Source organism: Mycobacterium sp. NPDC049093 (assembly GCF_040704635.1).
GTDB lineage: Bacteria > Actinomycetota > Actinomycetes > Mycobacteriales > Mycobacteriaceae > Mycobacterium.
The window spans coordinates 456,965-476,154 of sequence record NZ_JBEZJS010000001.1 but is presented as its reverse complement, the minus strand read 5'-3'; the positions used below and the strand labels follow the sequence as shown (position 1 = coordinate 476,154).

Annotated in this window: 21 protein-coding genes; 7 read left to right on the top strand and 14 right to left on the bottom strand. The window is 66.9% G+C overall.

The window, feature by feature from the left end:
- Positions 1–14: 14 nt before the first annotated feature.
- The 3 genes from AB0876_RS02205 to AB0876_RS02195 all read right to left on the bottom strand — a co-directional run bounded on the left by AB0876_RS02205 (position 15) and on the right by AB0876_RS02195 (position 3,464).
- Positions 15–1,226, bottom strand: coding sequence for an acetyl-CoA C-acetyltransferase (locus tag AB0876_RS02205; RefSeq protein WP_526041081.1), 1,212 nt, complete (start codon positions 1,224–1,226; stop codon positions 15–17).
- A gap of 213 nt (positions 1,227–1,439) precedes the next feature.
- On the bottom strand, positions 1,440–3,026 hold the full coding sequence (locus tag AB0876_RS02200; RefSeq protein WP_526041080.1) for a DHA2 family efflux MFS transporter permease subunit: 1,587 nt from the start codon (positions 3,024–3,026) through the stop codon (positions 1,440–1,442).
- A gap of 3 nt (positions 3,027–3,029) precedes the next feature.
- Positions 3,030–3,464, bottom strand: coding sequence for a nitroreductase family deazaflavin-dependent oxidoreductase (locus AB0876_RS02195; RefSeq protein WP_526041079.1), 435 nt, complete (start codon positions 3,462–3,464; stop codon positions 3,030–3,032).
- A 100-nt stretch (positions 3,465–3,564) separates the two neighbouring features.
- Here AB0876_RS02195 and AB0876_RS02190 point away from each other — a divergent pair, with 100 nt between their 5' ends.
- Entirely contained in the window at positions 3,565–4,059 is a 495-nt protein-coding gene (locus AB0876_RS02190; RefSeq protein ID WP_526041078.1) for a MarR family winged helix-turn-helix transcriptional regulator, read from the top strand.
- Between the two features lie 13 nt (positions 4,060–4,072).
- On the opposite strand, the gene AB0876_RS02185 is transcribed toward AB0876_RS02190, so the two are convergent.
- The gene (locus AB0876_RS02185) at positions 4,073–5,179 is read right to left on the bottom strand and encodes an alkene reductase (protein WP_526041077.1); all 1,107 of its coding nucleotides are present in this window, start codon (positions 5,177–5,179) and stop codon (positions 4,073–4,075) included.
- A gap of 39 nt (positions 5,180–5,218) precedes the next feature.
- Positions 5,219–5,635 (bottom strand): Rid family hydrolase, encoded by a 417-nt coding sequence (locus AB0876_RS02180; protein WP_526041076.1) that lies wholly within the window; start codon positions 5,633–5,635, stop codon positions 5,219–5,221.
- 90 nt (positions 5,636–5,725) lie between these two features.
- Here AB0876_RS02180 and AB0876_RS02175 point away from each other — a divergent pair, with 90 nt between their 5' ends.
- Both AB0876_RS02175 and AB0876_RS02170 read left to right on the top strand, forming a co-directional pair.
- A complete protein-coding gene (locus AB0876_RS02175; protein WP_526041075.1) occupies positions 5,726–6,193 on the top strand; it encodes a MarR family winged helix-turn-helix transcriptional regulator in 468 nt (155 codons plus the stop codon).
- Between the two features lie 58 nt (positions 6,194–6,251).
- Positions 6,252–7,418, top strand: coding sequence for a pyridoxal phosphate-dependent aminotransferase (locus tag AB0876_RS02170; protein WP_526041074.1), 1,167 nt, complete (start codon positions 6,252–6,254; stop codon positions 7,416–7,418).
- On the opposite strand, the gene AB0876_RS02165 is transcribed toward AB0876_RS02170, so the two are convergent.
- The gene (locus AB0876_RS02165) at positions 7,415–7,786 is read right to left on the bottom strand and encodes a WhiB family transcriptional regulator (RefSeq protein WP_526041073.1); all 372 of its coding nucleotides are present in this window, start codon (positions 7,784–7,786) and stop codon (positions 7,415–7,417) included. The genes AB0876_RS02170 and AB0876_RS02165 overlap by 4 nt on opposite strands.
- A 250-nt stretch (positions 7,787–8,036) precedes the next feature.
- On the opposite strand from AB0876_RS02165, the gene AB0876_RS02160 reads away from it, so the two are divergent.
- Positions 8,037–8,411: a hypothetical protein gene (locus AB0876_RS02160; RefSeq protein WP_526041072.1), complete on the top strand. Its 375-nt coding sequence runs from the start codon at positions 8,037–8,039 to the stop codon at positions 8,409–8,411.
- Entirely contained in the window at positions 8,408–9,964 is a 1,557-nt protein-coding gene (locus AB0876_RS02155; protein WP_526041071.1) for a sensor domain-containing protein, read from the top strand. The genes AB0876_RS02160 and AB0876_RS02155 overlap by 4 nt, the downstream gene beginning before the upstream one ends.
- Here the strand turns inward: AB0876_RS02155 and AB0876_RS02150 are convergent.
- From AB0876_RS02150 to AB0876_RS02130, 5 genes are all read right to left on the bottom strand, one after another.
- On the bottom strand, positions 9,961–10,878 hold the full coding sequence (locus AB0876_RS02150) for an LLM class F420-dependent oxidoreductase (protein ID WP_526041070.1): 918 nt from the start codon (positions 10,876–10,878) through the stop codon (positions 9,961–9,963). The genes AB0876_RS02155 and AB0876_RS02150 overlap by 4 nt on opposite strands.
- 91 nt (positions 10,879–10,969) lie before the next feature.
- On the bottom strand, positions 10,970–11,413 hold the full coding sequence (locus AB0876_RS02145) for an SRPBCC family protein (RefSeq protein WP_526041069.1): 444 nt from the start codon (positions 11,411–11,413) through the stop codon (positions 10,970–10,972).
- A 62-nt stretch (positions 11,414–11,475) separates the two neighbouring features.
- Positions 11,476–12,351: a universal stress protein gene (locus AB0876_RS02140; protein WP_526041068.1), complete on the bottom strand. Its 876-nt coding sequence runs from the start codon at positions 12,349–12,351 to the stop codon at positions 11,476–11,478.
- Complete coding sequence (locus tag AB0876_RS02135; protein WP_526041067.1) at positions 12,344–13,243, bottom strand: universal stress protein; 900 nt, start codon at positions 13,241–13,243, stop codon at positions 12,344–12,346. The genes AB0876_RS02140 and AB0876_RS02135 overlap by 8 nt, the downstream gene beginning before the upstream one ends.
- Before the next feature lie 59 nt (positions 13,244–13,302).
- Positions 13,303–14,385, bottom strand: a complete 1,083-nt coding sequence (locus AB0876_RS02130; protein WP_526041066.1) for a CaiB/BaiF CoA transferase family protein — start codon at positions 14,383–14,385, stop codon at positions 13,303–13,305.
- Between the two features lie 17 nt (positions 14,386–14,402).
- Between AB0876_RS02130 and AB0876_RS02125 the strand changes: the two genes are divergently transcribed.
- The gene (locus AB0876_RS02125; protein ID WP_526041065.1) at positions 14,403–16,070 is read left to right on the top strand and encodes an alpha-keto acid decarboxylase family protein; all 1,668 of its coding nucleotides are present in this window, start codon (positions 14,403–14,405) and stop codon (positions 16,068–16,070) included.
- A gap of 4 nt (positions 16,071–16,074) precedes the next feature.
- Here AB0876_RS02125 and AB0876_RS02120 read toward each other — a convergent pair whose 3' ends face one another.
- The gene (locus AB0876_RS02120; RefSeq protein WP_526041064.1) at positions 16,075–16,515 is read right to left on the bottom strand and encodes an SRPBCC family protein; all 441 of its coding nucleotides are present in this window, start codon (positions 16,513–16,515) and stop codon (positions 16,075–16,077) included.
- Positions 16,516–16,548: 33 nt separating this feature from the next.
- Here AB0876_RS02120 and AB0876_RS02115 point away from each other — a divergent pair, with 33 nt between their 5' ends.
- Positions 16,549–16,896 carry a UBP-type zinc finger domain-containing protein gene (locus AB0876_RS02115; RefSeq protein ID WP_526041063.1) on the top strand — a complete coding sequence of 116 codons (348 nt, stop codon included), beginning with the start codon at positions 16,549–16,551 and terminating at the stop codon, positions 16,894–16,896.
- On the opposite strand, the gene AB0876_RS02110 is transcribed toward AB0876_RS02115, so the two are convergent.
- Positions 16,893–18,449, bottom strand: a complete 1,557-nt coding sequence (locus tag AB0876_RS02110; RefSeq protein WP_526041062.1) for a phytoene desaturase family protein — start codon at positions 18,447–18,449, stop codon at positions 16,893–16,895. The two genes, AB0876_RS02115 and AB0876_RS02110, sit on opposite strands and share 4 nt — an antisense overlap.
- A gap of 76 nt (positions 18,450–18,525) precedes the next feature.
- On the bottom strand, positions 18,526–19,131 hold the full coding sequence (locus tag AB0876_RS02105) for a TetR/AcrR family transcriptional regulator (RefSeq protein WP_491837360.1): 606 nt from the start codon (positions 19,129–19,131) through the stop codon (positions 18,526–18,528).
- Positions 19,132–19,190 lie beyond the last annotated feature (59 nt).

Below are 19,190 nucleotides of genomic sequence, written 5' to 3'. Positions count from 1 at the left end.
GTTGTTCAGCCCTCTCAGACGCGCTCGATGATGGTGGCCACGCCCATGCCGCCGCCGATACACAGCGTGATCAGGGCACGCCGAGCGCCACGACGCTCGAGCTCGTCGACCATGGTTCCGGTGATCATGGCGCCGGTGGCGCCCAGCGGGTGGCCCATCGCGATGGCGCCACCGTTAACGTTGAGCTTCTCGTCGGGGATGTTGAGGTCCTTCTGGAACTTCAGCACCACGGAGGCAAAGGCCTCGTTGAGCTCGAACAGGTCGATGTCATCGACGGTCAGGCCGGCACGGTCCAGCACCTTCTTGGTGGCCGGGGTGGGGCCGGTGAGCATGATGACCGGGTCGGCACCGCTGGTGGCGGTGGCCACGACGCGGGCGCGCGGCGTCAGGCCCTGGCTCTGACCGGCCTTCTCTGAACCGATCAGCAGCAGGCCGGCGCCGTCGACGATGCCCGAGCTGTTCCCGCCGGTGTGGACATGGTTGATCTTCTCGACGTAGTGGTACTTCTGCAGCGCCACGTCGTCGAAGCCGCCCATCGCGCCGATGCCGTCGAACGCGGTCTTGAGCTTGCCCAGGCTCTCCACGGTGGAGCCGGGACGCATGTGCTCGTCGTTGTCGAGGACGACAAGGCCGTTCTGGTCCTTGACCGGGACGACCGACTTGGCGAAGTAGCCGCCGGACCACGCTGCGGCCGCGCGCTCCTGTGAGCGGACCGCGTAGGCGTCGACGTCCTCGCGGGAGAAGCCCTCGATGGTGGCGATCAGGTCGGCGCCGATGCCCTGCGGGACGAAGCCGATGCGGTAGTTGGTCTCCGGGTCAGAGGCCCAGGCGCCGCCGTCGGAGCCCATCGGGACGCGGCTCATCGACTCGACGCCACCGGCCAGCACCAGGTCGTCCCAACCGGAACGGACCTTCTGAGCGGCCAGGTTGACGGCCTCCAGGCCCGACGCGCAGAAGCGGTTGAGCTGGAAACCACCGGTGGTCTCGGGCAGCTTGGCCACGAGTCCGGCGGTGCGGGCGATGTCGCCGCCCTGGTCACCGACTGGGGACACCACACCCAGGATGACGTCGCTGATCAGCGTCTCGTCCAGGTCGGGGTAGCGGCTGCGGATCTCCTCGATCAGGCCGACAACCAGGTTGACCGGCTTGATCTCGTTGAGTGCGCCGCCGCGCTGCTTGCCACGGGGCGTACGGATCGCCTCGTAGATGAAGGCTTCTTCGGACATGTCTGCTCCCCTGCCGTATCGGCGTCCAGGTTCAGGTTGGGTTGTGGAACCGCCCAGCCAATGTGGGCAGTCCTCTGAACGGCAGCGTAGCAGCCTCGCCCAACCCGTTGGTTGGGCCTGTGCTCAGCATCATCCTTTACACAGATTGCACGAGTGGCCACTTATCGCACACGTCGCGGGGTTCGGCGTGCGATAAGTGGCCGCTGGAAGCCGTCAGCCCTCCTTCGCCGCGGCGGACACCATGTCCGGAGCCGCGCCGGGGTCGCGGATGAAAGCCGTGGCGATCAGCCCGAGGATGATCACGCCTGCGGCGATATACCCGACCAGCGAGACACTGTGGGTCATCGCATCGCGTGCCGCATCTGCCATCGCCTGCGTCTGGGGCTGCGCGTCGAGAGCCCCGATCGCGGCACCCGCACTGTCGGTGACGGCCTGCGCGACTCCGGAATCGGCGACTGCAGCGGTCAGCCTGGCACTGAGGGTGCTGAAGAAGGTCGTGGTCAGAACTGCGATGCCCAGCGCCGAGCCGAGTTGGCGGAACGCACTCTGGATACCCGAGGCCTGCCCCGAGCTCTGTTCCGGAATGTCTCCCAGCACGACATTGGTGACCTGCGCGGTCGCGAATCCGACACCGATTCCGTAGCAGAACAGCATCCCCGCGAGATGCCACCACGGGACGTCGACGACGGCGACCACAGCCAGGCCGGCCAGCCCGACTGCCTCCAGCAGCAGCCCCAGCCGCACAAGATCGAGCGGCGAGGCCTTGGCGGCCAGCGCGAAGCTCGCCCCGCTGGCGACGAAGCTGCCGATCGCGATCGGCACCAGGGCCAGCCCCGCCTGCACGGCGCTGTACCCAAGGGTGAACTGCAGCCACAGTGGAAGGACTGCCACGATGCCGAACTCTCCGACGCCGATGATCAGCGTCGCGATGTTGCCGTTGCGAAATGACCCGATCGAGAACAGGTGGAGGTCCATCAATGCGCGACCCGGATCCGCGCCGCGAGCCAGAACCGCCTGGCGCACTGCGAAACCCACCAACGCCGCGACGGCGAGAACCAGTGTCACCGCGACGGGCGACGGACCCGCGGCCCACGTGAAGCCGAACAGGTTCAACGGTTCCTGCACCATCAGCCACCCGTACCTGCGGCCCTCGATCAGACCGAATGCCAGAAAGCCCAGACCGGTGATCGACAACAACGCCCCGAACACGTCCGCCCGGCCCGCCACTCGGGGCGAGCGATCCAACAAGACCAGCGATGCGACAAAGATGAGACAGACCAGGGGAATGTTGACGCCAAAGGCCCATCGCCACGAAACATGCTCGGACAACCACCCACCCAATAGTGGGCCCAGAGCCGCGGCGGCCCCGATGGTCGAGCCCCACACAGCGAACGCCTGTCCACGGGCCTTTCCAGTGAAGGACGCGTTCAGCAGGGACAACGAGGTGGGCAGGATCATCGCCGCGCCCGCCCCCTGGGCAAAGCGCGCGATGATCAGCATCTCGCCCGTGGACGCGAGGCCGGCCAGCAGACTCGACGCACCGAACAGCGCGACGCCGGCAAGAAAAATCCGGCGGGCACCGACAATGTCCGCGATGCGACCGACCACGAGCAGCAACGCCGCCAAGATGATCGCGTACGACTCCTGAATCCACTGGGCCTGAACAGAACTCACGTTCAGGTCCGCGATGATCGACGGGACGATGACATTGACGATGGTGGTGTCGACCACGATCAACGCCACCCCAAGGGCGATCGCGATCAGACCGAGCCAGCGCCGCGCGGGCGCAGCACTATTCATCGGCTACACCCGCCGCAGTTCGAACAGCGGAATCGCCCGGGTGGTCTTCGACTGATACTCGGCATACGTCGGCTCCATGGCGGTCACCTTCGGAAAGGTGGCCTCGCGCTCGTCGGGCGGTAGTTCACGCGCGACAACGTCGTAGCAGTCCGCCCCCATCTCGATGCGCGCCCTTGGCTGCGCCCGCAGGTTGTGCACCCACGCGGGATCAATGTCGGCTCCGGCCAGGGAACCGACGACGATGAGCCTCCCGTCGACCCGCAGCGGGGTCAGCACAACCAGACGGGACTGACCGGTCTTGGCGCCCGTCGTGGTCAGCAAGAGCAGATCGGCACCCTCGAATGGGCCGCCCACCTTGCCGTCGTTGGCACGAAACTCCGCAATGACGCCGTCGTTGAACGCCCTGATCGTCGCGGCATCCGGAATGTCGCCAGCCATTTTACCTCCATAATCAAGTATCTTGATAATGAAGCTATCTAGGAGGCGATAGGTTGTCAACGCCGCAACCGCACAGTGCGAGAGGGAGGTCAGTGCCGCCATGGGCGACCAGACCGAAACCGACATCACCGAGCAACACGCCCGCCTGATGGAAGAGCTCAGGAAGTACGGCTCGACCTTCAATCAGTTCAGCCGGCGGTTCGCGAGCTGGCTGGGGCTGTACTCCACCGATTCCGAGGCGCTGCTGGAGATCGTGCATGCCGAGGAGCATGGCGCACCCCTCTCACCGGCGCGTCTTGCCGCCCGCATCGGGCTGTCATCGGGTGCCACCACATCACTGCTCAATCGACTCGAAGAGGCCGGGCACGTGGTCCGCACTCGGGAAAGCAGTGACCGGCGCGTCGTGACCCTGCGAAGCGGGCGGCATGTTCACGAGCGCGCCGACGAATTCTTCGCGACGCTCGCTCATCAACTCGACCGAACGATGTCGGGCTATCCGCCGGAACTGCTCAAGAGTTTCGAGTCGTTGGTGACCGATCTCCACACCGCCATGAATGCCCACCTCTCCGCGCACGGCGACGAGCCCGGACCCTGACCGTCGACCGGCTTCACGCCGAGCGGGGCTCCTCGATCTCGATCAGCGAGGGGTAGTCCGTGTAGCCCACCGGCCCGGGGGCGTAGAAGGTCGACACGTCGGGTTCGTTGAGTTCGGCGCCGAGGATCAGCCGGTCGATCAGATCCGGGTTGGCGAGGAACGCCCGCCCCACCGCGGCCGCGCTGATCGCGCCCCATTCCGCATAGCCCTCCAGGGCAGAGAAATCAGTGCCGGCGCCACGGCCGGTGTTGAGGACGAACGTCCCCGACCACAAGGCGCGGATGGCGCCGAAGGTCCGACTGCCCGGGTCGATCACCACGTGCAGGTAGGCCAGGCCCAGCGGCGCGATCCGCTCCAACAGCGCCTCGTAGGTGCTCACGGGGTCGTTCTCGTGCATGTCGCCGGCGGAGTTTCCGGGCGAGATCCTCAGCCCTACCCGGCCGGCACCGATCTCGTCGACGACGACCTCGATCACCTCGGCGGTCAGCCGGGCCCGGTTCTCGGGGGAACCGCCGTAGGCGTCGGTGCGCTGGTTGACCACATCGGAGGCGAACTCGTGCAGCAGGTAACCGTTGGCGCCGTGGATCTCCACACCGTCCATACCGGCATCGACCGCCCGACGCGCGGCGGCCCGGAACTGCTCGACGATCGCCGGGATCTCAGCGGTTTCGAGTGCCCGCGGCATCTGCAGCGGCTTCTTGCCGGTGGGCGTGTGGGTGATCATGTCGGCCGCGATCGCCGAGGGCGCGACAGGTTCGAACCCACTGATGTCGGGGTGAGCCATCCGGCCGACGTGCCACAGCTGCACGAACATCTTGCCCCCGGCAGCGTGCACCGAATCGGCAATCTCGGCCCAGCCGTGCTGATGGCGGTCGGTGTAGATGCCCGGGGTGTTCATGTAGGCGCCGTTGGCGGTCTCCGCGACGGCGGTGGCCTCGCTGATGATCACGCCTGCCCCGGCACGCTGCGTGTAGTACTGCGCGGCCAGCGGCGACGGGGTGCCGTCGGCGTCGGCGCGCGAACGCGTCAGCGGCGCCATGAACAGACGGTTGGTGGCGGCGGTGTCGCCGACCTGGATCGGCTGAAGCAGTGCGGCGTCGGCGTTCAGTTTGTAGCTCACGCCGCTCTAAAGCGTCGCGGGCCGAGAAAACATTCCGCGTCAGGCATCCACGATCGCAGTCACGCGGATCTCGACGCGCATCTTCGGCGCTCCGAGCGCCGTCACACCGGTTTCGGTCCAGATCGGCGCCCGGTCCCCCAGCCGCTTGCGGAACTGCTCGATGATGACCTCGTTGTGCGCGTCGAAGGTGGAGTCCGGCGCCGAGACAACGTGGTAGGTATTCACGTGGGCCACATCGCGCCAGGACACACCGGCGGTGGCCAGCGTGCGTTCCACGTTCTCGAAGGCGCGGACGATCTCCTCTTCGAGGGATTCCGGAAAGTTGAGATCGTCATCCCAGCCACCCTGGCCGGAGGTCTCAACCCTGTTGCCGATCCGCACGGCCTGGCTGTAGCGGCGCTCTTCCCGAAACATCTCGCCGTAGCCGGGGGTTACGAAGAACTCGACGTCCTGCATGATCTTCCTATCGCTATGACTTCACACTTGAACTGACGACACCTTCAATGACTTCACGTGTGAAGTTATTCCGGTTGTTAAGGTGCGTCCATGGCGCGGGACGAGGAGCCGGAATGGCTGTCGCCACAAGAGAAGGAGACATGGACGGGCCTGGCGGCCCTGATGCTGTTACTCCCCGGGAAACTGGACGCAGCCCTGCGTCCCGTCGACCTGACCCTGTTCGAGTACCTGACGCTCAGCCACATCTCCGAGGCGCCGCAGCGACGAATCCGCATGAGCGAGTTGGCTTTTCTCGCCAACGGCTCGCTGTCCCGGCTGTCCAACGTCGTCAAGCGCTTCGAACAGCGCGGGTGGGTGATCCGCTCCCCTGATCCCGACGACGGGCGCTACACCATCGCCGAACTCGCCGACGCCGGCTACCGGTTGGTCGTCGAGGCGGCGCCTATTCATGTTCGCTCGGTGCGCGAGTTGGTGCTGGACCGGCTGACCGTCACCGACCAGAAGGCGCTGGCCCGGATCGCCGACAAGATGCGGGTGGTGCACCCCAACATGGGATAGCTCGTCCGCAGAACGTCGCCGACCGGCACGAGTCCGGCACCGCCTACGCTCGTCAGTTATGACCGTCACAAGGCTGCAGCCTTTCGCCGTCACGGTGTTCGCGGAGATGTCTGCACTGGCCAGCAGCCTGGGCGCGGTCAACCTCGGCCAGGGTTTTCCCGACGAGGACGGCCCAGCCGAGATGCTCAAAATTGCCATCGACTCGATCTCCAGCGGCCACAACCAGTACCCGCCCGGCCTCGGCATCCCCGAGTTGCGCCACGCCGTCGCCGCGCAGCGCAAACGGCACTACGGCATCGAGTACGACCCCGACACCGAGGTGCTGGTGACCGTCGGCGCCACCGAGGCCATCGCCGCGTCTGTCCTCGGCCTGGTCGAACCGGGCTCTGAAGTGTTGGTGATCGAGCCGTTCTACGACTCCTACTCCCCCGTGATCGCCATGGCCGGATGCATACGGAAGGCCGTGCCGCTGGTGGCCGACGGGGCCGGGTTCGCGATCGATACCGAGAGCCTGCGCCGCGCCATCACACCCAAGACCCGGGCGCTGATCCTCAACTCGCCGCACAATCCGACGGGCGCCGTGGCCTCCGACACCGAGCTACGCGCCATCGCTGCGCTGGCCATCGAACACGACCTTCTGGTGATCACCGACGAGGTCTACGAGCAGTTGGTGTTCGGCGTCGCGCATCTTCCCCTGGCCGCCTACCCAGGTATGGCCGAGCGCACCGTGACCGTCTCCAGCGCGGCCAAGATGTTCAACGTGACCGGCTGGAAGATCGGCTGGGCCTGCGGGCCGGCCGAATTGATCGCCGGGGTGCGGGCCGCCAAGCAGTACCTGAGCTATGTTGGCGGCGGACCGTTCCAGCCTGCGGTGGCCCACGCGCTCAATAACGAGGACGCCTGGGTGGCCGACCTGCGGGAGTCGTTCCAGGCCAAGCGGGATCGACTGGGCAACGCACTGGCCGACATCGGGTTCGAGGTGCACGACAGTCACGGCACCTACTTCCTGTGCGCCGACCCACGGCCACTGGGCTATCCGGACAGCACGCAGTTCTGCGCCGAGCTACCACACAAGACCGGGGTGGCCGCCATCCCGATGTCGGCGTTCTGCGACTCTGAGGCTCCACACGCCGATCTGTGGAATCACTTGGTGCGCTTTGCTTTCTGCAAACGCGACGAGACCATGGAAGAGGCGATCCGCCGACTCGAGGCGTTGCGGGTCTAGCGTTCGGGGCTCAGCTTGATGGCACGTTCCCGGGCCGTCATCGCTCCCCAGATTCCGTAGGGCTCGGGAGCGGAGAGGGCGTGCGAGCGGCACCGGTCCAGCACCGGACAGGCCCGGCAGATCGCCTTGGCCGCATCCTCGCGTCTGCGCAGCGGGCGCCCCCGAAGCTCCTCCGGGAAGAACACCTCCGCCGGATGGTCCCGGCAGAGGCCGTGCAACTGCCAGCTCCACTCTTCGAATGCGGGTGGCGGCAGGTTGCGGGGTGAGCGGTAGACCGGAATCGCCGGACGGCTGACCGGGGTATCGCGGATCGCCTGTCGCGCAACTGATTCCAGCGGCGGCCGACTGTCGAAAAGCGTGCGGGACAAGGCGTTCACCCCTTTGAACGAAGTGGCGTGTGGCCTGCCATGCTGCCAGCCTGCCCGGAGCCGACAGGTTGTCATCCTGTAAAGAATCGACCGCTGATCACGACACTTTGCTGCGCCATTCCGGCACGCCGTGGACCATCGAGTGGTAGGCCTGCGCCGTGTCGGGCTACCCCCAATTCGAGTAGTCCGGTACTCGCGCGCAACCCCTCTGAATTTGCCACCATCGTAAAGACACTGGTGGGAGGCCCTGATGAACATCAGATCGACGGTGGGGCGCGCGGCAGGGTTCGCGGCGGTCGCCGCTGCCGCCGCATTGGCGGTGGCTTGTAGCGGGGAGACCAAGAGCGACCCGCCGCCGCCACCGCCACCGGCGACCGGGAGCGCGACACTGCCGTCGACCACGACCACCACGCCGGGACCGGTCGCCACCTACAAGGCCCCGACAACAACCGTCAACCAGGGTGGCTACACCAGTACGACGACGTCGACCAGGACGACGGTTCCGCCACCGGCGGGCGTGCCGGAAACGAGGCTGCCCCTGCCGACGTTCACCACGGTGCCGACGACGACGGACAGCGTTCCTACGACGACGGTTCCGCCCACCACGCAGGCGCCGCCGGCGTGACCGACGAGACGAAGTCACTGACCCAATCGGCGGAGCGGTGGCTGAGCCTGGTAGTCGTGTTCGTCGCGCCGACATCACTGATCACCGGGTTGTGCTACTTCTTCGGCCTACTTGCGATCCGCAATCGGCTGCACTACTTCGGCGTCGATCCAGCGACCGTGGGCTACACGTCGGCCGACTACGTCGTATCCACCATCGGCACGTTCTTCTTCGCGTCGCTGCGGGTGCTGATCGTGCTCGCGGCACTGGTGCTGGCAGCTGCGGCTTTTCGGCACTGGTCGGCCACCGGGCGGCGAATCACCTTGCTACGCACCATCGCATGGCTCTTGGCGGCCCTGGGCGCAGTCGCCTTGGGTGTCGCCGTGGTGTGGCTGGTGTCCGATCGCAGCCTGATCAAATCGGTGTTCGACAATCCGCCCGACATGTACATGGCAGTGACGATCACCGCCGGAATCGCGCTACTGGCCGCCGGCTATTGGACACTGACACTCACCGGTGTCGGCCGGCTGTCCAGGACGGCCGAGCGGCTCCTGCTCGCACTGGCGGCTGTAGGCCTGGTGGGGGCGCTGTTCTGGGTCACCGACCTGTACGCCGTCGACCAGGGTAAACGCAACGGCGAGGATGCCGCGGGCAAGCTGTGGCCAGCCGACGGTGAATACACGGCGGTGCAGGTGGACACCACTGAGGCGCTGAACATTCCAGAGAATCTGGTGAAGATGACGATACTGCCGAGCCAAGGGCCACCGACTGCGCCGGTCTACCGCTACGAATGTCTCCGCGTCCTGGACGCGCACGCAGGCCGCTACGTGCTGGTACCGGCCAGGTGGTCACGGGAGCAGGGCTACGCCATCACCGTGACTCCTGACGCGACACACCGCGTCACCGCGGTGGTGGACTCGACGCCCGTGGCGAAGGGGCCTGCCGTCGACGAGTTCTGGCAGTGCCCGGAAGTGGTGCGCACCTACCAGGAGCCCGACCTGGAGCCGATCCTGATCGGTGCTGAGAGAGCACAGACGCTGGTGGGCGCCGGCAGTCTCAGCGCTACCGGCCCTGACGTGAGCAGCGACACCGCACCCGCCAACGGCAATCCATCGTCATCGAAAGGTTGTGCAGCCGAGGAGGATCCATCCGCGCTCCCATCGTCTCTGCCGCCGTTCCCCGCAGGCATCGCAGCGATGCGGGAACGCGGGATCACCGGCGAAGGAGCATCCGGCCGGGTGCATTTGCAGCAGCGCGTCATGATCTTCCCCGACCCGGCGGCGGCCGATTCCTTCATGGTGACGGCGCAGGAACATTGGGGGTACTGCGCGGGCAAGAGCGCCGCGGTATACCGCAACGGTGAGGCTCAGCAACGCACCCTCGGCAACCGTATGGTACAGAACAGCGTTCTGTCAGTGACTGATTCGGCATCACCAGGTTCCGCCTCCGACTGCGCCCAAGCCCTGACGGCCAAATCCAATATCGTCGTTGCGGTCGACCTGTGTGGCGTGAAGGAGCCGTCTAAGGCGGCCGCTGTCGCCTTCGATGTGCGGAACCGGATTCCCACCGACTAGGGCAGTGTGGCGGCCACCGCCCACAGCGCGGCCAGGTCCTCAGGTTCGGTCCGGATCGGGCTGAGCGCCACCTCGGTGGCGCCGGCGTCCAGGTAGCGCTGCAACTGAGCGCGGACCTGTGCCTGCGACCCGACGGCGGCCAACTCGATGACGCTGGAAACCTGTTCGCGGGCAATGACTTTCTGGTACGACGGAATCGCCTCATAGAACGCCAGCCGTTCCGCGGCGGCAGCACGGGCAGTCTCGGTGTCGTCGTCGACCAGCACCGGAACCATCGCAACCACCCGGGGTTGCGGACGGCCCGCCGCCGTAGCCGCAGCGGTGATCGTCGGCACGATGAACTCCCCCACGGTGCGCGGTCCGGCGAGGTACGGCAATGTGCCATCGGCCAATTCACCGGTCACGCGAAGGGCTTTCGGTCCCATCGCGGCGACGTACACCGGGACCGGGGCTCCACCCGGCACATGCACGGGCCATTCCGGGCTCGCAGTGAACTCCGTGCCGTGGAAGTCGACCGCACCGTCGTGCAGGATCGCGTGGAGCACATGGAGGTGCTCCCGCAACCGGCCGACCGGATCCGACCACACCGTGCCGAATGCCCGGTGCTCGGGCGCATGCGAGCCCAGGCCGAGACCCAGCGTGAAGTTTCCGTGCGTGCCGGCCTGCGCGGTCTGCGCGGCCGACGCCACCACCAGTGGGTGACGGGGATTGAGCGGCACCACCGAGGTGCCGACGCCGAGACCGGGCACCGCGGCCCCGATCAACGCGGCCAGGGTGATGGCGTCGATGTCGAACTGTTGGGCCACCCAGATCTGACGGACCCCGGCCGCATACGCGGTGCGGGCCTGTGAGATCGCGGCGTCGACAACATTGGGGGCGGACGGGTTCAGGGTGAGGACGACTCCGGTCGGCATATCCGCACCAACAGGCAGGCCGGCCGGGGCTATTCCGTTCCGATCACGCTGCGCCGGACTCTGGGAAGTTACGAATTCGGCTGGGCGACGCTCACCGGTGCCGGGAATTCCTCATGACGCGCTGGCGCAACCGCTCGATGGCCACGTCGAGAACGAGGGTCTTTGCACGCTTGACCAGGAACTCCGGGATCGGCATGGCGAGGTCGACGATGATGTCGAACCGCACCCGCGTCCTGTCCACCTCGGGCGTCAGGTTGTATTCGACGTGCTGGCCACGCTGCTGCAAATTGGGCTCGGCATCCCACACCATCCAGGTGTCACCCCAGTGGAACTCGAGCACTTCCTTGTCGGTGATGCCCATCAACCGCATCGTTGCTCTGACATGATGTGGCCTGCCGTCGGGATAGCGGTCGATGATCTTGACGCGACGGTGTACCGAAGACCAGGACGGCAGCGCGTCTACGTCGGCGAGCACATTCATGATCGCCTCCGGCGAGGCGTCGAAGACCGCCTCGCGTGATGCCTGTACGGCCACGCCCCAAATCTAGCGAACTGCGCCACCCGATGCTGGGATTCTTCGCTTTGAAGCGCCGACAATCAGTTGGGTTGCCGCGCAACGATCACCGGTGCGGTGGATGAATGCACCACCGCGGAACTGACCGAGCCCAGCAGCATCCCGGCGAATCCGCCCCGACCTCGGTTGCCAACCACGACGAGCTGCGCGGTTTCGGCCTGGGCCAACAATTGACGAGCCGGTTCATCAGGCATGACCACCCGCCGGACCGCGACATCGGGATACCGCTCGCCCCATCCGGCCAGCTGTTCGGACAGCGCACGCTCGGCTTCGCTGCTCAGATCCTCCCACTTGACGGCGGGGAACTCGAAGTTCAAGTCCGTCCAGGTGTGCAGGACCACGAGCTCCACACCGCGCCGAGAGGCCTCATCGAACGCGATCGCGGTGGCAAGCTCCGACGCGGGTGACCCGTCGACCCCGACCACGACAGGCGCCGTCGGCGGGCGTTCGTTGTGGGGGATCACCGCCATCGGACCGTGGGCATGGAGCGCCAGACTCGAGCTCACCGATCCGAGCAACCGGCGTCCCCACTTACTCAGGCCGCGGGAACCCACGACCACCAGATCGGCGCGCCGCGAGTACTCGATCAGTGTCGCCACCGCGTGCCCCGGGACAGCTTTGGTGACGATGTGAAGCGGATGCGCCCCGGCAGCCTCCTGGGCGATCCGTTGGGCAGCATCGAGGACATCCTGACCCAGCTGGTCCTGGTAGTCCCAATAATCCTGGGGCAGAGCCACATCCAGCCAGACCGGCGACATGGCACCGGGCAGTGCGTGCACCAGGGTGAGCTCCACGCCTCGCAAGGCTGCATCGCGGGCAGCCCACGCCACTGCATTGTCCGATGCCGGCGACCCGTCAACCCCGACGACGATGCCGTACCGGGCGTCGTGCTCACTCATGCGAATCTCCTTGTGCCCGACAGATCATCACCGGTACCGGACTGTGGTGTAACAGGTTCAGGCTCGTCGAGCCCAGCAGCACGCCGGCCAGCGCGTTGCGGCCGCGTGACCCGACCACCACGAGCCCGGAATCGTCGACATGCTTCAGCAGTGCCTTGCCAGGCGAGTCCGGCTCGATGTAGCACTTGGCGGTGACAGCGGGGTGGCGTTTCTCGTGGGCGTCGACGGTCTCGGTCAGGGCCGCCAGTTCGGCGGACTCCACGCCATCCCAGTCGATCAGCAGGGGGATGGTGACACCGGTCTCGGCCGGAGCGGTCAGCGACAGCGACCGCACCGCGGTGATCGGCAGCCCGAACCGCTCCGCGAAATCGAATGCTGTCTCCAGCGCCGCCTGCGCCGCGGGGCTGTCGTCGACCCCGACGACGACCGGGCCGTCCCCCGGGGCGACCCGATCGCCGCGGAAGGCGACCACCGGGCAGGCGGCCCGGGTCGCGACGGCCAGCGCCGTCGACCCGATCAACAGGGCCGCCGCCGGGGTCACCGTCTTACCGCCGAGGACCACCAGGCGTGCCTCCCGGCTGGCTTCGATCAGTACCTGGTCGGCGGGTTCGTTGAACGAGACCGTGGACACCGACAGCTCGGGGTGATCGGCGCGCACGGCCTCGTCCGCTGCCTTGAGGAACGCCTGGGCCATGTCGCGCTGATACGACATCATCGCCGCGGTCAAGGCGGCAGCGGTTTGGGTCAGGTTGCGGCCGATGGACGGTAGGGCGTGCACGATGCGCAGCGGCGCGCCGAACCGGGCAGCGACGGCGCCCGCCCAGCGGGCCGCGTCGAGTGCGCCGTCGCTGCCGTTGATTCCGACTACTACTGGTGCGTCCGAGGAAGTCACACCCTCATCGTGGCTGCTTCTGAGCCCGATCGCCAGGGCACAAAGACCTCAGGTGCCGGTCAGGTCCAGCCGATGTCGGCGATGTCGGTGCTCGACTGCGGCGGACTGCCGGGCGTTGCCGGCGAGGTCCGAGAGAACCGCGGGGCTGGGGCCGCCTGGGTGACACCGTCCACGGTGACCAGGGTGGACCGGGCCTGCAGGTGCTCGCCCTCGGCAGCCTCACCCCAGGTGAGCACCGGCGTCACGCATGCGTCGGTGCCCGCGAAGATCTCGGTCCACTCGTCGCGGGTCTTGGTGGCGAACCGCTCGGTGAAGATGGCCCGCATCTCGTCGTAGCGGGCCAGTTCGAACTGCCCGGGGATCTCGGCGGCGTCCAGACCGAGACCCGCCACCAGCTGAGCGAAGAACTGCGGTTCGATCGAACCGACCGCCATATAGCCGCCGTCGGACGTCTCATAGGTCCGGTAGTAGGGGGCGCCGCCGTCGAGCAGGAACGACTCGCGTTCGTCGCGCAGTGATCCAGTGGCCCGCATGGTCCACATCATCTGCGCCAGCATGCTGACACCATCGACCATTGCGGCGTCGATGACCTGGCCCTCACCGGACTTCTCACGCTCGTACAGCGCAGTGACGATGCCGATCAGCACCAGCATCGAGCCGCCACCGAAATCGGCGACCAGGTTGAGCGGAGCCACCGGCGGGCGGTCGCGGTAGCCGATCGCGCTCAGCGCGCCGGTCTGCGACAGGTAGTTGATATCGTGGCCCGCCGTGGTGGCCAGCGGCCCGTCCTGACCCCAGCCGGTGATCCGGGCGAAGATCAGCCGCGGGTTCACGGCCTCACACTCGGCCGGACCGATACCGAGACGCTCGCAGGTACCCGGACGGAAACAGTCCAGCAGCACATCGGCTTTGGCAACCAGATCCAACAGCTTGCCGGGCTCGGACTTGACGTCCAGGTCCACGATGCGCTTCCCGCGGTGCATCAGGTCCACGTTCTCGGCCGGCATGGTCAGGCCACCGGGACGACGCACCCGCACCACGTCGGCACCCAGGTCGGCGAGCATCATCGCGGCGTGCGGCCCGGGGCCGATGCCCCCGAGTTCGATAACTCGCACTCCGGCGAGCGGTCCCGTGTTGGTCATGCGAGGCACACTAAGGCATGAGCGAAAACGGCTACACCGTCGGCGACTACCTGCTCGACCGGCTCGCTGAACTCGGTGTGACCGAGGTTTTCGGCGTCCCCGGCGACTATCAGCTGGAGTTCCTCGACCACATCCTCGCCCACCCGACGCTCCGCTGGGTGGGCGGAGCCAACGAGCTCAACGCCGGCTATGCCGCCGACGGTTACGGGCGGCTGCGCGGTATGGCCGCCCTGGTCACCACATTCGGGGTCGGTGAGTTGTCGGCGGCGAATGCGATCGCGGGCAGTTACGCCGAACATGTACCGGTGGTCCACATCGTCGGTGCGCCGTCCAAGGATTCCCAGGCGGCGCGTCGGATCGTGCACCACACCCTGGGTGACGGGGACTTCGATCACTTTCTACGGATCAGTCGCGAGATCACCTGCGCCCAGGCGAATCTGGTGCCGGCGACCGCGACGCGCGAAATCGACCGGGTGCTCTCGGAGGTACGCGAGCAGAAGCGGCCTGGCTACCTGTTGATCGCGACGGATGTGGCCCGGTTCCCCACCGAACCTCCCGCCGGACCGCTGCCCCGCTACACCGGCGGCACCAGTCCGCGCGCCCTCTCGATGTTCACCGCGGCCGCCGCGGAGTTGATCGGGAAACATCGGTTGACCGTGCTCGCCGATTTCCTGGTTCACCGCCTGGACTGCATCGAAGAACTCCGTGCGCTGCTGTCGGCCGATACGGTCGGTCACGCCACTCTGATGTGGGGCAAGAGTCTGGTCGACGAGAGCTCACCCAACTATCTCGGCATCTATGCCGGTGCGGCCAGCGAAGATTCGGTGCGCGAGGCGATCGAAGACGCTCCGGTGCTGGTGACCGCGGGCGTGTTGTTCACCGACATGGTCAGCGGCTTCTTCAGCCAACGCATCGACCCGGCCCGCACCATCGACATCGGTGCCAACCAGAGCGTGGTGGCCGGGCAGGTCTACGCCCCACTGGACATGTCGGCCGCGCTCGAGGCCGTCACGGCGATCCTCACCGAGCGCGGCATCACCTCACCCGCGCTGCCCCCGCTCCCCGTCCGAACACACACCGACCCACCCGGGCGCGATACCGCGTTGACACAGGAAGCCTTGTGGGACCGGCTTTCTGAGGCCCTCACCCCCGGCAATGTGGTGCTGGCCGATCAGGGCACGTCGTTCTACGGCATGGCCGGACACCGGTTGGCGTCGGGGGTGACGTTCATCGGCCAACCACTGTGGGGATCGATCGGCTACACCCTGCCCGCCGCGCTCGGCGCCGGGGTGGCCGACCGGGACCGCCGCACCGTGCTGCTCATCGGTGACGGCGCCGCCCAGCTGACCATCCAGGAGTTGGGCGCCTTCGGCCGTGAGGGCCTGACCCCGGTCGTCGTGGTGGTCAACAACGACGGCTACACCGTGGAACGCGCAATCCACGGTGTCACAGCCGAGTACAACGACATCACCGGGTGGCGCTGGACCGAGCTACCCGCGGCACTGGGTGTCTCCGATGCGCTCACGTTCCGGGTCAGCACCTACGGCGAACTCGACGATGCGTTGACCGCCGCGGCGGCCACCCCGGAACGGATGGTGTTTCTCGAGGTGATGCTGGGCCGGATGGATATCCCGCCGCTGTTGACCGAGTTGGCTCAGTCCGCCTCGGACGCCAACTCGAGCTGACGCGCTAGCCCTTCTTGACCTTGAGCACCTGTTTGCGCAGACCCTCGGTGGCGGTCTCCACGCCGCCCTTCATGGTCCGCTTGAGGATGAAGCCCGGCAGCGGCACCGACAGATCGATGGTGATGTCGAACCGCACCTTGGTCTTGTCACCGTCAGGCGTCAGGGTGTAGCTGGCGTCCTGCGCCTTGAGTTGGCCGGCGCGCACCAGCGTCCAGCTGACCTTGTTCTCGCTCCAGGTGTATTCGATGACCTGCTCATCTGTCAGCCCGGCGGCCTTGACCGTCATCTTCACCTGCTTGGGCCGGCCGTCGTCGTAGGACTCGAGGATCTCGGCACGCTGGTATTGCGGCGACCAGGTCGGCGTCGCCTCGACATCGGCGACGACGTCGAGGATCTCCTGCGGGGTCGCCTCGATCACTACTTCACGGGAATCGCTGGTTGCCATGCGGCGAGATTACCCGGGGCTACGCTCAGCGATATGAACAATCCGGTCGATCCGACTGCCCGTCCCAGCGGACCCGGATGTGCGGAGTGCACCGCCGATGGAGGCTGGTGGGTCCATTTGCGGCGCTGCGCGGCGTGCGGCCATATCGGGTGCTGCGATGATTCGCTGGCCCGGCATGCATCGGCACACTGGCGGGAAAGCGGGCACCCCATCATCCGCTCGTTCGAACCGGGCGAGGACTGGTTCTGGAACTTCGATACCAACCAGTACTACGACGGGCCCGAGCTCGCGCCGCCGCAGCATCATCCGGGAGACCAGCCGGTGCCGGGCCCGAAGGGACGGGTGCCCAAGGACTGGGCCGAACAGCTGCGCAATCGCTAATCGCCCAGCGCGGCCTTGGCCGCGTTGTAGCCGGGGATGAAGGTGATGCCCGGCCCGCCGTGGCACCCGGCGCTGGCCAGATACAGACCGTCGATCGGAATCGGCTGACCGACATACCCTTTGGGCCCAGGGCGATTGGGCCCCATCTGCTCCGGGTGGATCAGTCCGTGGCAGTAGTCGCCGCCCGGCGCGCCGAACATGGTGCCCATGTGGCGCGGTGTGAACGTGGTGTGCCGGATGATCCGCCGCTCGAAATCCGGTGCCAGCCGGGTGATCTTCTCGATGACGCGCCGCCCCATCTCATCCTTGAGTTCGCCGTAACCGGATGCCGACTCCTCGACCGGGAACCACAGCGCGAACGCCGAGGCGGCATGCTTGCCCGCGGGGGCCAGCGTCGGATCGTGCGCCGACGGGATTTGAAAGGCGATGGCGGGATCGGCGGGCACGATCCCGCGACGAGCGTCCTGCCACTGCTGCTGCAGTTCCTCGGGAGTGCTGAAAAGGCCTATGGCAGCCTGCATTTCAGGGTCGTTGAGCATCTCGTACGGAGCGTCGAAGGTGGGGGCTCCGTCGAGGGCGAAATGCATCTGCAGGTAGCTGCCACGATGGTCGATCCGGGTGAACCGCTCGCGGACCTCGGCCGGCAGGGCCTCGGCATCGAGCAGCTTGGTCACCGTGGTGTCCGGAGCGATCGCCGACACCACGACGGGCGCGGTGACCGTCGTACCGTCGGCCAGGCACACGCCGGTGATCCGGCCGTCGTCGACCGATATCCGGTCAACACTGCTGCGCAACCGCAGCTCACCCCCGGCGGCGGTCAGCAGGGCATGCAGATGTTCGGTCAGAGCGCCGATTCCGCCGGCCAGCTTCTTCATCAGTACGGCGTTCTCGTCGGGCACCGCCAGGCCATAGGCCAGGGCGGCCGCGCTGCCCGGCGTCTCCGGCCCGCGGTAGGTGGTGTTGACCGCGAGAAAGGCAAGCATGCCGCGCAGCGCCCCGTGCTTGTCCTTGTCCGGCAGGTATCGGTCCAGGACATCGCTGACCGATCCGAACAGCAGGTCATCGATGGCCGCCCGCTCGGATTCTGTTGCCGCGCAGGCATACATCTCGTCGAGCGTGCGGGGCGGGCGGCCCGCGTCGAACCGGCCCAACGCGCGGGTGGGCGCCAGGCTCCAGGCCATCAGGCCTGCCATGCCGGCCACCGCGTCGGCGCCGTGAACCTCACCGAGGTGGCCCAGCATCTTCATCGGGTCGGCGTAGTAGACGACCGGCGGGTCACCGATTCCGCGCAGCGAAACCGACATGACCTCCAGGTCCACGGTCGGCAGAGTGTCCAGACCGAGTTCGGCGCTGACCACGGCCGAGGTGGGGAACTGCAACGACCCGGCGATCTCGAAGCGGTAGCCGTCGAAGAGCTCCACGGTCGAGGCCATCCCGCCGGCATACCGCTTGGCCTCCAGACACAGGGTGCGCTTTCCGGCCCGCGCCAACAGGGCCGCCGCGGCCAACCCGTTGTGCCCGGCGCCGATCACGATCGCGTCGTAGTCCGCCATCGCTTGAGGCTGGCACCGATGCCGATGTTTTGTCAATAATGACAAAACATCGGATGGGTCGGCGGGGAACTCGGACTCAAGCCAGCCCGGAGCGCAACGCTTCCAGCGCGGTCCGGCACATCCGCGCCAGTTCGGGCAACGACCGCTCCCCCGCCTCGTTGCCGACCATCCACAACTCCATGGCCCCGAACACCGAGGCCGCGACGCATCGGGCAGTCACCACGATCCGCAGCCGGTCATCACCCTCCGGCACCTGACCCCGACGCGCCACGAGCAGTTCGGCCACCGCGTCGGCGAAGTCCGCTTCGACCTGGCGGATGTGGCGCACGATCCGGTCGGGGTCGAGTTCCACCGCGCGCATGCTGGCGATTTTCGTCACCGCATCGACGTCGTAAGGGAATGCCAGGATGGCCGACTGCACGGAGTCGAGGACCGATTCGGACGCGGGGCGTTCGGCCAGCGCGGCCCGAAACCAGTGCAGGCCGGCGTCGTAGTCCGCGAACAGCAGGTCGTGTTTGGACGTGAAATGCCGGTAGAACGTGCGCAGGGAGACCCCGGCGTCCGCGGCGATCTGTTCGGCCGACGTGTCCTCGACCCCCTGGGCGAGGAATCGCACCAACGCGGCCTGCCGCAGCGCCTCGCGGGTGCGCTCACTGCGCGCGGTCTGCGCGGGCCTGGCCATGGCAGTGAAATTACCGCATCGCCGGGCCGTCCCCCGACGATGCGAAATGTCAATATTGA